This is a genomic window from Streptomyces sp. NPDC029041 (assembly GCF_040637515.1).
In the GTDB taxonomy this organism is placed as follows: Bacteria; Actinomycetota; Actinomycetes; order Streptomycetales; family Streptomycetaceae; genus Streptomyces.
The window spans coordinates 280,485-295,794 of sequence record NZ_JBEZWO010000008.1; the positions used below are offsets into that span (position 1 = coordinate 280,485).

The following is a 15,310-nucleotide window of genomic DNA, read 5'->3' on the forward strand; positions in this document are numbered from 1 at the left end:
TTGGTGAAGGCTTGGGGGAATTCGCCTCCGTGAGCAGCGAGAAGTGCCCGACTTGGGTCTCGGAGGCGGGCTCAATCTAGCAAGACGGACACCGACTTGGGTATGGGCACTCGATAAAGGGACGATCACAACGGCACGTGCAATCGCCGGAAAGGGGCGACCGGCCGGGAATTGGTGACCGAACTCGTGCGTAACCGTTCGCTGAGTGATCGACAGAGTGGTGAGCTTTCCGCGCGGCAGCCCGCCCGCCTGCACGCACTGAACCGTCCGAGGTCAGTGGAGCTCTACGGGTTGGGGCCAGCGGCCGGTCGAAGCTGGTGTCGAGGGCAGTAGTTGGCCTCGGGTTCGACAGGCCCGAATAGTGCCGGTCGCAGAATGCAGACGCTGGAGATTCGACCGTGCGGCCCATTCCGCGCAGTTGGAAAGCACGCGGCAGATCTGCTCGCCCCGAAGATCTTATTGAGCTTCTCGACGATTCACGGGGTGAGGACGAGGCGGATCGGGTTGCCGGTTTTCCTCTCCGGTCGGATGACGGCGTCGGCCGCTTCTGGCCGGGGAATGTGATCGGTGATGGAGGGCGCCAGGTCGAGCCTGCCGGCGGCGGCCAGGCGGATGAGCCGGGTCACGACCCGCGAAATCGCAGGCGGCGCCGAGGCCGCGGCCGCCGGTGGCCCGGCCCACGGCTTCGGCGCATCACGGGTCGGTGGGGTCGAGTGCGAGGCCGGCGCCGAAGACGAGGTCCCGTTCGCGGGCCTCGGGCAGCGGGTCGACGTCGATGACGGGCGCGACGCCGGCCGGGCGGGAGCAACCCGCATGCCGTCAACTCATCCGATTCTGACCCTGTAGACGCCACTGGAGACATCGGCGGCGGTGGGGGTCACCGTCACACCGCCAAGCGACCTCGTCCACCTTCCCCAGGCTTGGACGTAGGTGCTGCACTGGCCTGTCTCCCAGGCCGAGATGTCGTAGGTGGTTCCCGCTGTGACCTGGTACTGGGTGGTGAAGCTCACCCGCCAGCTCGTCTGATCCAACGTCACGTTGTCGATGTCGGCGGGGATGCAGGTGACGGAGGTTCCGTTGTCGACCCGAAGGCTTCCGTAGTAGACGACGTTACGGTCGAGCGCGGCGGCGAACGGGACATCGGCGGGCCAGGATGGCGGAGGCGGTCGAAGCCGCGGCTACGGCGGATGTCGGGGTGAAGCCGACCAGGCCGGCGGCGGTGAGCGTGGCGGCCAGAACGGCCGACCGCACAGCTCGGCGGTGAACGCGCATGGTTCCTCCCCTTGGGGGGTGAAGTAGACGGGCGGCGACTGCGCATGCAATAATTTGAACTTTCATGTAATTACATCGGAAACGCGGGCGATCGGCCAGCCCGGACGCGGCGTTGCGGCCGCTTGGGGGTTCACAGGGAGCGGGTGACGAGAGTCGAACTCGCGGTCTCAGCTCTGGAAGCGACGGCACTTGGGTGGCCGGATGGCTACTGACCTGCACTGATTCCTCGTGCTGAAGCCATTGCGCTGGCCTGATCACCCCGCTGTGGACCGTAATTGTCCGCTCTTACGGGCACGCAATGGGCGCGGCCGCCACCAGGACTGCGTCACGCGTGCACGCGACGTCTTCGCACTGGCGGGGTCGGCACCGTCGCCCGGGCCGGTCTGGAGTGTCCGTCGCGGCTGCACAGGATCGAGATCGACATCGGGACCTGGCAATGTTGGTGACGTATCCTTCTATGTACATCACCAACATCGCGGAGGAGGTGCCACATGTCTGTGACGCAGATCGACATCGATGACGACGCCCTCGAACGCGCCATGGCTCTGGCCAAGGTCAGGACCAAGAAGGAGGCGGTCAATCTCGCTCTGCACTTCTACGCCGAGCAGCAGGAGCGTGCGGCGCGCATCAGTCGTCACTTCGAGCGGGCGCGTGAGTGGGGTGCGGTCGAGGACGCCGAGCGCCTGCAGCGGGCGGAGAAGCGCAGCCGGTGATCTACCTGCTCGACACGTCCGGTCTGGTCCGACTGCTCCGGGATCCGAAACTGCAATCGGCCTGGTACGACGCGATCGATGTCGGGGCCATCGCATCTTGCTACGTGCAACGCGCCGAGTTTCTCCACAGTGCGCGCAACGGACGTGAGTACGACGAGATCGCGGAGATGTTCACCGACCTCTACCCAGACGTGTCGGTGCCGAAGAACGCCGGGCGCTGGATCGGCGCGGTGCAACACCGTATGGCCCGGGCCGGGGAGCACCGCAGTGCCTCGGCGGTCGACCTCGTCATCGCCGCCACCGCGGCCCACCACGGCCTGGCTGTGCTCCACGACGATGCCGACTACCGTGCCGTTGCCCGGCATGCGCCCGGACTGACCGAGCACAACGTCCACGACATCACCTGACGCGTTTCCTCCACGCCGATGTCGGCCGAAGGCGGCGATCAAGGAGAAGGCGGAAGCCGACAGGAGACGTGGGTGCGGGGCGCCCTCGCATTGGGCCGGGATCTGTTCCGCCGCGGCCCCGGCCATGGAGCGGCTGAGTGAGCCATGGTTGGCCCGACCGGCCAGGCACACACCCACCAGCGGGCGCGAGCGCCTGCAGCCGCCCGGACCACGGCGGCACGCTGCACGTCACCACCGCATGGCCGAGGGAATCGTTGCATTCTCCGGGCGCACGACGATGATCTCCTCCAGCGGATCCCACTCCGTGTGCGAGCCGACCGGCGAGACGAGCCGCTCTTCGGCGTCGTCATCGACTGTTCCCGCTGACCGGCCGGGTCTCTGTACTCGTGCCATGGCTCAGCCGCTTCCGCCTGGGGAACCCGCTGCACCGGTAGTGGACTCAGGCCGGTGACCTGATCACCCGCAACAGCGGGCGCCGGTCAGTGGCCGGTCCAGCCCGCGATGTCCTTCCAGACGCTGCTGCGGACCGAGCTGATCGGTATCTGCTCCGGTACGAAGTGGTCGCATCGCGGGTTGTGGCAGGGGCCGGCGGTCCAGTGGGGGACGTAGACCCCCATGCTCTTGTGCCGCTCCACCACGGCGTCCACCGGCTGCTTGCATGAGGGGCAGACGTAGGTGGACGGCGTGGTCGCCTGGGGTATCCGCTCAGCGCTCATAGTTGATACTTTACGACCGCTTTACGTAGATTTGGAATCGTTTGGGCGTGGTAATCCGGTGCTGATCAGCCGCTGCGGTGCCGCCCTCGCCGTCCCGTGGGCGTGGTCATCTGACGTCGGGTGCCTCAGGGGGGTCCGGCGGGTCGGTCTGCGGGGTGGGGTCACCGTGGGACGAGCTCTCGGGCCCGGCGGTCCGAGCGACAGGCGTGCCGCCGGCCTGGTCGGGCGGTGGTCGCAGCAGGCTGAGCGCGACGGAGATGGCCAGGATGGTGGCGATGACGGCGAGACTGATGGGCGAGGGTATTTCGGGAACGGCGGTGCTGATCGTCTCGTGCGCGGCCTGGAGGATGAGCTTGACGCCGATGAAAGCGAGGATGACCGCCAAACCCGTGCTGAGGTAGTGGAACCGGTCGAGCAGCCCCGCCAGCATGAAGTACAGGGCGCGCAGGCCGAGGATGGCGAAGGCGTTGCTGGTGTAGACGATGAAGGCGTCGCTGCTCACGGCCAGCACGGCGGGCACGCTGTCCACGGCGAAGACGAGGTCGGCGGCCTCGATCGCGGCGACGACGGCCAGGAGCGGGGTGGCGACCCGCCGCCCGGCCTCCTTCACGAAGAAGTGGGGCCCGGCGTACTCGTCCCGCACCGGCACGACCTTCCGGAGCAGCCTCACGGCCAGGCTCTTGCCGGGGTCGAAGCTCTCCTCCTCACCCTTGAGGATCTTGTACGTGCTCCAGAAGAGGATGGCGGCGAAGACGAACAGCACGGCCGTGAAGCGGCTGACCACCGCCACGCCCGCGGCGAGGAAGACGCCACGGAAGACCAGGGCGCCCAGGACCCCGAGGAACAGCACGCGGTGCTGGTAGGCGCGCGGCACCTGGAAGTAGCCGAAGATCAGCGCGAAGACGAAGAGGTTGTCGACGGACAGGCTCTTCTCCAGCAGCCAGGCGGTGGTGTACTCGACCCCGGCGGTCGTGCCGACCACGAGGAACACCACCACACCGAAGACGATCGCCAGCCCCACCCACACCCCGCTCCACGCGGCGGCCTCACGGAAACCGATCACATGGGCCTGCCGGTGCGCCAGCAGATCGACCGCCAGCGACACCAGCACGGTGACGGCGAACACCGCCCACAGCCAGAACGGAACGTCATACACGGGCCCGGCCCCTCAAGTGCGGTCGACCGGAGGTCTCTCTTCGAGTCTGGAGCACACCTCGGCGGTTGTCGCCCAGTGAGGATGCGCAACCAGCGCCTTGGCCGTGATCATCACCGGGGCGGTGGAACAGTTGCAGGGCAACGCCGGGGTCGGCTCCGTCTGGCGGTGGTCGGACTGGTGCCGGCTGCCTGGTCGGCCTCCGGCTACGTGGCGGCGTTCGTCCGCTCGGCCGACGCGGTGTACGACATGCCCGGGGGCGGCCGGTGTGGAAGGTCCTGCCGGTGCGGCTGGGCGTCACGGTCGTGCTGATGGTGATGGCCGTGATCGCGCGCTGATCGTGGTCTTCACCGGCGGGCTGGCCCGCCAGGCCGGGTGTGCCCTCGGTCTGGGCGACACCGCGCTCACGGCGTGGTCGATCGCCACGTGGCCCGTGCTGGTCATCCTGGTCACGATCATGATCGCGAACTGCCACCAGGCGTGACCGCCGGGAAGGAACCGTTGGGCGGGTGGTCGTAGCTGCGTCCCGCACAGCTGCTTCGGGGTACTCGCGCTTCACCGGGCGGACGGGCACCAACGCGGCCCGCCCGCGCAGACCAAGCAGGACGGGAGGAGATCATCGTGCCGAGTGCACCGTCGCGCTCTTCCCGCCCCGGCCGACAGGTGCAGAACTCCGGTGCGGAGCCGGTCAGAGGACGACGCGCCCGACGCCACCCAGGGTCGTCTTCGGATCACGTATCAACCGCACCCTGCGGCGCCACGCCGATTCATCAAGCGGCGTGTCGCCGCTGCGCCCGCATGGCCGATGAACGCAGGGCGTGACTCCTTCTTCGGGCAATGACAGCTTCGCGCCAACCCCACTTCGGTTTTCAGGCTCTCTTGACCTGTAGACGCTCACTTGGCCCCGCTGGCGACTTTGCCAAGTTAACGTGTTCTTGACTGGCTTTTGACCGGGCATTGGTAAGCGCAAAGGGTAATGGGCTGCCTTGAGGGGGGCGCATGTTCCGAAGTGTGACGTCCCGGACCGTGGTCCCCTCTTGCCGCCCTCGAATACCAAGGCCAATGCCCGGTTCCCACTCGCCGGTCCTCTCGCAGGCCTTCCGCTGCTGAACCGCCGAGCGTCCCAAGCCCCTGCCCGGTAAGTCCGACGCGCACCCCACGGCGCGCCAGGAGGTCCCCACACCATGCAGCCCCTCATCGACACCGTCCGCTTATTCGGACAGCGCCCCGAGGAGTTCGCTCGCCTCGACAAGGACCGGTCCCTCCAGGGGCCGGTCATCACCTGTTCCGACTCCCGCCCCGCCGGCCGGCACCGCGAGATCCCGAGCGGAAACGTGCTGGAACACCGCGCGGAGTCCGGCACCTTCGAGTTGCTGTAAGGGAGTTGATGACCATGCTGTCCAAGTTCCCCTACCTGCGGCAGGACTTCCTCGCGTCCGTCGTCGTCTTCCTGGTCGCGGTGCCGCTGTGCGTCGGCGTGGCGGTCGCATCCGGCGTCCCGGCCGAACTCGGCCTCATCACCGGCATCGTCGGTGGCCTCGTCACCGGGTTCATGCCCGGCAGCAGTCTGCAGGTCTCCGGACCCGCCGCCGGCCTGACCGTGATCGTTTTCGAGGCCGTCAGCGAGTTCGGCGTGGGCACGCTCGGAGTGATCGTGCTGTTCGCCGGCCTGCTCCAGCTCGCCATGGGCTTCTTGAAGATCGGCCGCTGGTTCCGGGCTATCTCCGTCTCCGTCGTCGAGGGCATGCTCTGCGGTATCGGTCTGGTGATCATCGCCGGTCAGGTCTACGCGGCGGCGGGCCTGAAGGCGCCGGAGACCGGTGTCGGAAAGATCGTGGGCCTGCCCGGGGCGTTCGCCGATGCGTTCGGCAGCTCCCAGGCTCTGACCTCCCTCGCGATCGGCGCGGGCACCATCACCGTCATCGTGCTGTGGAAGAAGACGCCGAAGGCGGTGCGTACCGTGCCCGGCGCCCTCGCGGCGGTCCTGCTGGCCACGGTCGCCACCATCGCCCTAGACCTCCCGGTCGCCACGGTCCAGGTCGAAGGTCTGCTCGGCGTCGTCCAGCCGCCCGGGGCCGAGGCCCTCGGCGAGCTGGCCGCCCCGGCGATCTGGGGCACCATCCTCGCGTTCGCGCTGATCGCGTCAGCGGAGAGCCTGTTCAGCGCGGCGGCCGTGGACCGGCTCCACGACGGTCCGCGCACCGAGTACAACAAGGAGATGATCGCCCAGGGCGCGGGCAACACCGTGTCCGGTCTGCTCGGCGCGCTGCCGATGACCGCCGTGATCGTGCGCAGCTCCGCCAACGTCGCCGCCGGTGCGAAGACCAAGGCGTCCCGCGTGCTGCACGGTGTGTGGCTGTTGCTGTTCGCCGCCGCGATGCCGTGGGCCCTGGCCCTGATCCCGATCCCCGCCCTGGCCGGCATCCTCATGCACGCCGGCTGGAAGCTGATCCCGTTCCGGCAGATCGCGGCGCTGTGGCGGGACCACAAGGGCGAGGCACTGATCCTCGTGATCACGGCCGTGTCGATCGTCGCGGTGAACATGTTCGAGGGCGTGCTCATCGGTCTGGCCCTGGCGATCGTCAAGACGGCCTGGGAGGCGTCGCATGTCAAGCTGGAGGTCATAGACAAGGGCGCCGGACCGATCCAGGTCTACGTGTCGGGCAACGCCACGTTCCTGCGGCTGCCGAAGATCCTCGACAGCCTGGAGAACCTGCCGCAGGACCGCCCGGTCGAGCTGGACCTGTCGGGCCTGCACCACCTCGACCACGCCTGCCGTACGGCCCTGGAGTCCTGGGCGGAGCGGCACAGCGCGGTCGGCACGGAACCGGTGAAGGTCACCGAGCCGGTGAAGGTCACCGAGCCGGTGAAGGCCACATCTGCGGAAAGCGCCACGGCGGACACGAGAGTCCGTTGAGCAGCCGGGCGGTGCACACCACCCGCGAAGTGGCGCGCGTACAGCTCGCGTTCCTCCGACTCACAGACCCGTGACGGGCTGCCCGGTGAGCGCTCGGGTGATCTCCCAGAGCCGGCGAGTGGTCCTCGGTCGCGTCGGCCACGGCCCGCGCGGCACGCCGTCCGGTGGACCGGTCAGGCGGTGTAGCCGAGCACCGCGGGGCCTGCCGGGGCCGCGGTGGGGGCCACCATCGCGTGCACGGGGCAGGCGGTGCGAACGATGGGCGCGGCCTGCGCGCGGTTCCGCGTGAAGACGACGAGGCGCAGCACCGTGAACCGCGCGACACCGGCGAGTGCGGAGGCGGACAGGTAGACGACCTGCTCCAGCACCACACCGGGCGCCGCCACCAGCTGCCGCAGGACAAGCATCGCCACGCAGGTCATCAAGTATGCGGCCGCCGCGGACCCGGCCGATTGCGCGGCGGCGCCGACCGCTCGGAGTACATCGCGTATCTCGTCCCGGGCATCCTGTTGATGACCATCGGCGGAACCCTCGTCGGCACCGCGGTGTCCGTCTCCATGGACATGACCGAGGGCATCATCGCCCGCTTCCGCACGATGGCGATCCACCGCGGCTCCGTGCTCATCGGACACGTCATCAGCAGCGTGATGCAATCGGTCATCAGCGTGACTCTCGTCGGCGCCGTCGGCGTGGCCATCGGCTTCCGATCCACGGATGCCACGGCCCTGGAGTGGGCCGCGGCTTTCGGGCTGCTCGCGCTGTTCGCCCTGGCGTTCACCTGGATCGCGGTCGGGATGGGCATGGTCAGCCCCAGCGCAGAGGCAGCCAGCAACAACGCGCTGCCGCTGGTCTTCCTGCCGCTCATCTCCAGCGCCTTCGTCCCGGTCGACGCGATGCCGGGCTGGTTCCAGCCCATCGCCCAGTACCAGCCGTTCACGCCCGCCATCGAGACCTTGCGCGGACTGCTGCTCGGCACCGAGATCGGCAACAACTGGTGGATCACCATCGTCTGGTGCCTGGGCCTGGCGGCGCTCGGCTACCGCTGGTCGAAGGCGGTGTTCAACCGCGACCCGAAGTGACCGCGCGGACTGACTCCGGCAGTCTGCCCCATGCGTGCGGCCTGACGGTTGAGCCGTCCCGGTGGCGGCACTTGGCCGTCAAGGCCGACTCGCCGTGAGGTCCGGCCGGTGCCTCCTCGCCGGGGCATGATCCGGCCCACCTCGACAGGTCTGCGGCTCCGGCTGCGGCCGGCTCCGGGCCAGGAACCGGCGGACGTAGTGCCCTCGGCCGAACGGCTCCGGCCCGCCTGGGGTGTTCTGCCGAGGAGCGGCAGCGGGGGTGGCCGCCGGGCTGGACGACCTGGTGCGGGCCGGCGTGCGAAGTGCCACACGGGCGACACTGCGCACCACAGCGAGGTGGCTGCAGAGAGCTAATGGTGCGGTTATGGTGCGCGACCGGCACACCGGTCTAGACAACAAAGAACCCCCCGGGTCTCTGACCTGGGGGGTTCGCATGGAGCGGGTGACGAGAATCGAACTCGCGCTCTCAGCTTGGGGAGCTCGGGGCTTTGAGGTGAGGTTGCTGGTCTGACCTGGGGCCAATCGGCGCCATGGCTTTGACGTCGGTCGTCTTGATCCCCGGTGTTCCCCGTGGTTCCCCGCCCGACCTGGCACGGATCTGGCACGGTCCCTTCGTCGAGCAGGAGAGCAAGTTTCCTCAGGTCGTGGCTGCCCCCGGCTGGCGGTAGCCACGCCCCATTGCGGTCTGGCTTATGTCTCTTCAATGAGTAGCGGTAGCTCCACGCCCATGTCATCTGCCAGTGCTTCGAGTTCGAGTAGTGCCTCTCGCAGGTCGGTGGAGAGAGCGACGGTCAGGTCTGCCAGGGACTTGCCCTCCGCCGCGTTCTTGTCATCCGGCTCGATCAGGCCGATGTCGAGGTTTACGTCCTTCGAGGCGGCGAGCTTCGCGCCGTCGAAGACCTGGAGTCGTCCACCGGGCTTTCGACGGTTGATCGCTTCGGAGATTGCCTCGCACTCACTGACTCCGAACACCTGCTTCTCGAAGTCCTCTAGGTGCCTGGGGAGCAGCGGGTTCTGCTTCAGGGTGAAGCGCTTGCCGGTTCGCAGGTCGTACACCCACAGATGCTTCGTGTGCGGTGGCTCGTCCTCGCTGCGACGTGGCGATGCGGCGTTGAAGAAGAGGACATTGGCCTTAACACCGCCTGCGTAGAAGATGCCCGCGGGCAGCCGCAGCATCGTGTGCAGGTTGAACCGTTTGAGGAGCTCGCGGCGGATGGTCGCGCCCCGCCCTCCCTCGAAGAGGACGTTGTCAGGCAGGATCACCGCGGCCCTGCCGTTGTCGGCGAGCAGACTCGCGATGTGCTGGACGAAGTTGAACTGCTTGTTGGTCGTGGTCTCCCAGAAGTCCGGCCGGCGGTACGACATGTCCTCGCGGCTGACTGTGCCGTCGACATGGGTGATCACGATGGAGGACTTCTTACCGAACGGCGGATTGGCCAGGACGAGGGAGGCTTTGTCGGCAGGGGCCTTCGCCAGCGCATCCTCGACACGGATCAGCGGTTTGCCGTCAGGTCTGCCGATGCCGTGGAGGAGCAGGTTCATCGCCGCGAGGCGCGCAGTCGCCGGCACCAGCTCGGTGCCCCAGATCACGCCTTCGTCGAACCGGGCGGACTCCTCGACAGACATGTCCTCGCCGTACGTTTCCACGATGTGGCTGTGCGCGGCGAGCAGGAAGCCGCCGGTACCACAGGCAGGATCCGTGATGGTGTCCTCTGGTGTGGGCCGCATGCACCGCACGATGGACTCGATGAGCACCCGCGGGGTGAAGTATTGGCCAGCGCCGGCCTTCGTGTCCTCCGCACTACGGGCGATCAGCGCTTCGTAGGCGTCACCCTTGACGTCCTTGCTGGACTGGAGCCACTTCTCGTTCTCGATCAGGTCGACGATGAGACGGCGGAGGTTGGCCGCGTTCTGGATGCGATTCCGGGCTCGGTAGAAGATCAGACCAAGAGTGCTCTTGTGACCCTCGTCCTCCTTGCCGAGATCGGCCAAGAGCTCGGTATAGGCCGTCTCCAGTTTCTCACCCGAGAGTTCGAGCAGTTGGTGCCAGCCGCGCGTCCGCCACTCGTCTGTGTCGGGGAGCACCGGGCGGCGCTGCGCGAGGGGGAGGTCCTTGTCGGCGATCTCCTTTTCGGCGGCCATCTTCAGGAAAACCAGGAAGCTGAGCTGCTCCAGGTATTCGAGGCTCGACACACCGTCGTCACGCAGAACGTTGCAGTAGTTCCAGAGACGGTCGACGAGACGTCGTGCTTCCGGATTCACTCGGTGAACTCCAAGGGGAGGGTGGTCTGTTTGCCCTCGGGTAGGGGGGTGTGGGATGCGGGAGCGGGCAGTGCCGCCGTGGCGGGCCGCTCGGCGGCGCCCTGCTTCTTCTGCCGTCGCGACTGGTTTGCAGCCCGTCGGGCCTGCTTCCGCTCGGCCTCGGCGGCCTCGCGCTCTGCTCGGATGCGTTTGAGGAGGTCTTCGGCGGGCTCGTCGTGAGGGTCTTGGGGCACGAGTCGGCCGACGAAGGCTTCGGCAAGGAGCGTTCGACGGAGGGCAGTGCCGTTGGTCTCTGCACTGTCCAGAAGCCGGTCCAAAGCGTCGGCGCGAGCCAGCCTCCGTTTGACTTCGGTGATCAGCCGCCGCTGTTCGTCGAGTGGTGGGACGGGGAACTCCACGGCTTTCAGGCGGGAAGCACTCAGGTGCGCGATGTTGGTCGTGATGCGTACCTCGCGCATGAAGCGGCCCGCGTGCAGGTGGCGGCGGAAGACGAGCAAGGCCCAGCCGGGAAGCACGTCTCCCCGGGCGCGGAACCGCAGCAGGCTGTTGGTGAAGGCCACGCCTTCGGGAGTGCCCTTGTACATGGCCGAACGTCCGACGAGGTGGGGACTCTGCCCTTCGTTAAGGAGGATGTCCCCCGGCAGGAGGCGGTACTTGTTGAATTCCTCGGAGAAGTCCATCTCCATGAGGCTCGTGGTGTCGATACGGTCCTCGAAGACATTGGCGACGCGCAGGTACGGGCGCATCTTTGGACCTGTATGCCAGTCGGGGTGACGGGCCTTGCCGAGGCTGACGGTTCCGGCCTTGCCGACGGTCTCTGCCTGCCAGCCCTCGGGCCAGTTGTCGCGCTCGGGGATGGCATCGAGAAGGAGCTGCTTACGGAGGGCAGCAGTGTGAGTCCGGGCGCGAGCGACGGTGTGATCGATCTCGTCGAGGCGGGCGAGTCCTGAATCGAGGGCGTCGGCAATGCGGTGCTGTTCGGCGGTGGGGGGAACTGGGAGAGTGAGCGCCTTGAGGTCCGATTGGGAGATATTCCTCATGGAATCCGAGGTCCCGGACGCCTTCGCGGCGATCGCTTTGCGTACGGCTGGAGATCTGAGCCAGTACACGAGCCAGTTCCGGTTGACCGTCGAGCCGGGCGTGAACCGGAGGCTTTTGTCGCTGAGTAGCAGGCGGGGCCGTACGTCGCCGACGAGAACCGGAGCACCAACATGTTCCACGGTGTTTGCGCGGCTCACCAGGATGTCACCCGGCTGGACCTCGTAGTTCGGGTTGACCAGAGTGCTGTCGAGTAGAGCCTTGTTCTCGGCGGCCCGGAATTCGCCCCAGGTCATGGCGCTGACCTTGATGATGCCCCACTCTTCCGGAGCGGCAGGCCGGGGTTCGCACTTGAATGATTTCCCTGCGTCTGAACCGACGAGTAGGTCGCTGACGGTCGCCCAGGCCCATCCTTCCGGGAGCTTCACCTCTTCCGCTTCATTCTGTGCCCCCAGGCCCCCCTCACGGCTTTCCACACTCACGCACCCAGTTCCCGATCCAGTTCGTCGATCAGCTCACCCGGCGTCCGCACTTCTCCCGCGAACACCGTTCTGAACCTGCTCCAGCCACCCTCGGCCCGGCACACTGCGTGCTGGTCCAGCGCGTCCGCGGAGACGGCCGCGGAGGTGGCTACCACGTTCGCTACACGCCCTAGCCAGCCACGCTGCTCCTCCGTAAACGTCACACCTGCCGTCTCCTGACGCGCGAGCCACTCCCGGAGGCGAAGCCCCACGGTATCTCGGTACGGCCGGAACCGGCCGTCATCGAGCTTCAGCTCGCACCGAAGTACGGAGAGCAGTTCCGGTAGGCCGGCGTTCCGCCGCCGTCTCGTCAGCGCGATACCGAGGTCCACGTACGCTTTCCACAGCTCCTGCCCGGTCCACCGTTGCTGCGGCGGGCTGACCAGGCCGAGAATTTCGTCGATCTGAGCCTGAACCACGCTCAGCGGACGGCGCTCTTCGAATGCGATACGCAGGGCCGCGAACTTGTCCTGGCGGTCCGCCATGAAGCGCCGCCAGTCCTGCACAGTCCGCTCGGCCCGCATGACATCGGTCACGCCCTCGGCGATCACGTCGCCATCCCGACTGATGTGGTCGATCGTGATCAAACGACTTCGCGCTGCGTCCAGAAGCGCCTCGCGGAGTGCCTCTCGCTCGATGAACGGTCGCAGGGCCTGCTCCAATACGGCATCGGCGCTGGCCTCGGTTGCCCCGTCGGCGGCGGGACCGGCCTGATCCGTTCCTGCGGGGCCATCGCCGGTCTCGCTGGCACTGTCCCCAACGTTGTCAGCGCCGCGCACCCTAGCCAGTCGGTCCGGATCAGCGGCATGTACCAGATCCGTCACGAGCTCGGTCAGCTTGCGGCCACCCGTACATCCCTCGATCCGGACCAGCTGCTGCTCATCGAGCCGCTGTCCGAGCCGACTGAGCCGACCGGCCAGCGTGGAGACGTCGGCAACGCTCAGAACAGCCCCCTCCTCACATGCACGGAGGAGTCGCTCCAGGCTTGGCAGCTCCCGCAGGTCATCCTGTACGAGCGGACGGGCGTCGACCATCGCGTGCTCGGTCACACCCACCGTGTCCACGATCACGAACCTGTCTTTGCACACCGCGTCCTCGGTGACCCTGCGCAGGTCCTCGGGCTTGATGATTCGGGCACCGCGCCCCTTCATCTGTTCGAAGTAGGACCAGGTCCTCACGTCTCGCATGAAGACCAGGCACTCTAGGGCGGGAATGTCGGTGCCCGTGGCGATCATGTCGACGGTGACGGCGATCCGGATCTCCGACTCGTTACGGAAGTCCTTGATCGCCTTAGAGGGATTCGCGGTTTCGCTGTTGATCTTCAGGCAGAATCTGTCGCCCGCGTCCCACGCCCGCTTCACCTCGGCCACGATGGTGTCCGCGTGCCGGTTCGTCGCCGCGAAGATCAGGGTCTTGGGGACAACGGATCGTTGGTGGAGTATCGCGCCGGTATCGGGATCTGCCTCGGGCGGGAAGATCTCCGTGAATAGCCGGTCCCGAAACGTCTCGATGACTGTACGAATCTGGCTGGTGGACTCGACCCGTGCGTTTAGCTCGGCCGCCGTGTACTCGTCGTCATCCTCCTGCTGGTGCCAGTGCTGCTTCCGCGTCACCCGGTCCACCTGGGCGACGACCGTGTTGATCTTCTCAATGGTGCCGTCTGGTGACTGTGTCTCGGTAACGGCGGGGATCTTCGAGCCGTCCCGGGTGATCCGGGTCGAGATCCGGTAGACGTCGTAGTCGACGTTGACCTCGTCAGCGACCGCCTCCTCGTACGTGTACTGACTGACCAGGTTGTTCTCGAAGAAGGCAAAAGTGGGGCCGATCGGTGTCGCGGTCAGGCCGACAACGTGCGCGTCGAAGTACTCCAGAACAGGCCGCCAGGCGCCGTAGATCGAGCGATGGCACTCGTCGATGACGATGAAGTCGAAGGAGTCCGGCGGAAGTATGGGGGAGTAACGGACCTCGGGCAGTGCCTTGCCGAGCCCGGCCTTCCCTCCGCCCTCATAGTTCTTCGCCTCTTCACTGCCGGGCTCGGGCGGAGTCCGGTTGGTCAGCATGCACCACAGCCGCTGGATCGTCGTGATCACGATCTTGTCGGAGTCGGCCAGTCCCGACCGCGCGCCGGACAGATGCTTGAGGGGGTATTCCTCGTGCAGCGGCTTCTTCGAGTCCGCAGGTTGGAAGTCGCGGTACTCCTGGTATGCCTGATCACCCAGGTTGAAGCGATCCACGAGGAACAACACCCGATGAGCGCCTGCATTCCGCAGCAGCCGGTGACTGGCCTGGACGACTGTGTACGTCTTGCCGGCACCGGTCGCCATCTGGATCAACGCACGCTGGCGGTTGGCGGCCAGCGAGCTCTCCAGCCCCTCGATGGCCCGTCGCTGGGCGTCGTATAGCGTGCGCTGCGGGTCGAGATGGACTTCTGGCAGCCGACGCAGCCGAGCCCGCAGGGAGGGCGCCTCTGGGCGTTGCACGGCCTGCCGCTTCCAGCGTGTGACGGTGGTGGGTCGCGCCGGGGCGAACACATAGCGGCTGCGCGCCCCACCCTGGGGTGCATCCGCAGCGGGTGTGCCGTTGAGATGTTCGGCGTCGAGCGCGTTGAGAAAGCGCCAGACGTGTCCGTTAGTCCCGTATCGGAATGGCAGGGCGCGGGCCTGCCAGGTGTGCCGTTGGTGCTGCTCTGCGAGCGAGGCGGCCAGGTGGTCCGCGTCAGCGAGCAGGTCGTGGGGATCAGCGGTCTCGCTTCCCGCCACCACGAGGCCGCAGAGGTCCCGGTCCGTGTAGAGCAGATAGAGAAATGCTCCGTTGAGTTCGGGGTGCGGGATACGGACGGCTGTCGCGTCTGCTTTCAGGTCGCGTTCCTGCAGGGCACAGACTCGCCAGCCGGCTTTGCGCAACGTCTGCTCTGCCCTGAGGTTGACATTTCTGTCATCGTTCGCCTGCGCGCCAGAAGTGCTCACGATCCCTCCCCGTACCTCGCGGCCTTCCCGTTCTCTGCATCTGCGCCGCGCGCTGAAACCGCCCGCCAGCCGAACCCATTACACCAGTCGACGTAGGCCCACCCAGGGACTCCGCCAGTACGTGGATGATGACCATCCGGATCAAGCCAAGGGCTCGTCGAGTCACTGTCAGTGCACGTCCGTAAAGTGGGCGGTAGGTTGCGATGGGCCCGGCGAGCCCGGCCTGGAGGGGAAGGCCAGGAAAAGACCAGGAAGGACACCGCGGT

The 15,310-nt window shown here is 66.9% G+C and carries 9 protein-coding genes and 6 pseudogenes; 7 read left to right on the forward strand and 8 right to left on the reverse strand.

Translation table 11 applies throughout. The features are described from left to right. Positions 1 to 476 precede the first annotated feature (476 nt). Positions 477 to 792 (reverse strand): annotated as a pseudogene (locus AB0F04_RS22540) (zinc-binding dehydrogenase); the annotation flags it as partial. Positions 793 to 1,763: 971 nt separating this feature from the next. On the opposite strand from AB0F04_RS22540, the gene AB0F04_RS22545 reads away from it, so the two are divergent. Both AB0F04_RS22545 and AB0F04_RS22550 read left to right on the forward strand, forming a co-directional pair. Continuing rightward, positions 1,764 to 1,985, forward strand: coding sequence for a type II toxin-antitoxin system VapB family antitoxin (locus tag AB0F04_RS22545; RefSeq protein WP_362043863.1), 222 nt, complete (start codon positions 1,764 to 1,766; stop codon positions 1,983 to 1,985). Further along, positions 1,982 to 2,392 carry a PIN domain-containing protein gene (locus AB0F04_RS22550; RefSeq protein WP_362043865.1) on the forward strand — a complete coding sequence of 137 codons (411 nt, stop codon included), beginning with the start codon at positions 1,982 to 1,984 and terminating at the stop codon, positions 2,390 to 2,392. Before AB0F04_RS22545 ends, AB0F04_RS22550 begins: the two co-directional genes overlap by 4 nt. A 184-nt stretch (positions 2,393 to 2,576) precedes the next feature. On the opposite strand, the pseudogene AB0F04_RS22555 reads toward AB0F04_RS22550, so the two are convergent. The 3 genes and pseudogenes from AB0F04_RS22555 to AB0F04_RS22565 all read right to left on the reverse strand — a co-directional run. Then, a pseudogene (locus AB0F04_RS22555) lies at positions 2,577 to 2,785 on the reverse strand (amidinotransferase); the annotation flags it as partial. A gap of 86 nt (positions 2,786 to 2,871) precedes the next feature. After that, a complete protein-coding gene (locus AB0F04_RS22560) occupies positions 2,872 to 3,108 on the reverse strand; it encodes a hypothetical protein (protein WP_362043867.1) in 237 nt (78 codons plus the stop codon). 106 nt (positions 3,109 to 3,214) lie between these two features. Beyond that, positions 3,215 to 4,264, reverse strand: coding sequence for a TerC family protein (locus AB0F04_RS22565; protein ID WP_362043869.1), 1,050 nt, complete (start codon positions 4,262 to 4,264; stop codon positions 3,215 to 3,217). A 106-nt stretch (positions 4,265 to 4,370) separates the two neighbouring features. Here AB0F04_RS22565 and AB0F04_RS22570 point away from each other — a divergent pair. The 3 genes and pseudogenes from AB0F04_RS22570 to AB0F04_RS22580 all read left to right on the forward strand — a co-directional run. Beyond that, positions 4,371 to 4,727: pseudogene (locus AB0F04_RS22570) on the forward strand (YhjD/YihY/BrkB family envelope integrity protein); the annotation flags it as partial. Positions 4,728 to 5,445: 718 nt separating this feature from the next. Continuing rightward, positions 5,446 to 5,559 (forward strand): annotated as a pseudogene (locus tag AB0F04_RS22575) (carbonic anhydrase); the annotation flags it as partial. Positions 5,560 to 5,654: 95 nt separating this feature from the next. After that, the gene (locus AB0F04_RS22580) at positions 5,655 to 7,178 is read left to right on the forward strand and encodes a SulP family inorganic anion transporter (RefSeq protein ID WP_362043871.1); all 1,524 of its coding nucleotides are present in this window, start codon (positions 5,655 to 5,657) and stop codon (positions 7,176 to 7,178) included. 173 nt (positions 7,179 to 7,351) lie between these two features. Here the strand turns inward: AB0F04_RS22580 and AB0F04_RS22585 are convergent. Further along, positions 7,352 to 7,633, reverse strand: a pseudogene (locus AB0F04_RS22585) (hypothetical protein); the annotation flags it as partial. Here AB0F04_RS22585 and AB0F04_RS22590 point away from each other — a divergent pair. Both AB0F04_RS22590 and AB0F04_RS22595 read left to right on the forward strand, forming a co-directional pair. After that, positions 7,631 to 8,257 (forward strand): ABC transporter permease, encoded by a 627-nt coding sequence (locus AB0F04_RS22590; protein WP_362043873.1) that lies wholly within the window; start codon positions 7,631 to 7,633, stop codon positions 8,255 to 8,257. The pseudogene AB0F04_RS22585 and the gene AB0F04_RS22590 sit on opposite strands and share 3 nt — an antisense overlap. Positions 8,258 to 8,289: 32 nt before the next feature. Beyond that, positions 8,290 to 8,494: pseudogene (locus AB0F04_RS22595) on the forward strand (conjugal transfer protein TraS); the annotation flags it as partial. Positions 8,495 to 8,947: 453 nt separating this feature from the next. Here AB0F04_RS22595 and AB0F04_RS22600 read toward each other — a convergent pair. Genes AB0F04_RS22600 through AB0F04_RS22610 form a run of 3 tightly spaced genes read right to left on the reverse strand, consistent with a single transcriptional unit; the run spans position 8,948 to position 15,044 of the window. Beyond that, the gene (locus AB0F04_RS22600) at positions 8,948 to 10,519 is read right to left on the reverse strand and encodes a class I SAM-dependent DNA methyltransferase (RefSeq protein WP_362043875.1); all 1,572 of its coding nucleotides are present in this window, start codon (positions 10,517 to 10,519) and stop codon (positions 8,948 to 8,950) included. Continuing rightward, a complete protein-coding gene (locus AB0F04_RS22605) occupies positions 10,516 to 12,039 on the reverse strand; it encodes a restriction endonuclease subunit S (RefSeq protein WP_255345755.1) in 1,524 nt (507 codons plus the stop codon). Before AB0F04_RS22605 ends, AB0F04_RS22600 begins: the two co-directional genes overlap by 4 nt. Beyond that, positions 12,036 to 15,044 carry a DEAD/DEAH box helicase family protein gene (locus tag AB0F04_RS22610; protein WP_362043877.1) on the reverse strand — a complete coding sequence of 1,003 codons (3,009 nt, stop codon included), beginning with the start codon at positions 15,042 to 15,044 and terminating at the stop codon, positions 12,036 to 12,038. The genes AB0F04_RS22605 and AB0F04_RS22610 overlap by 4 nt, the downstream gene beginning before the upstream one ends. Positions 15,045 to 15,310: the final 266 nt, after the last annotated feature.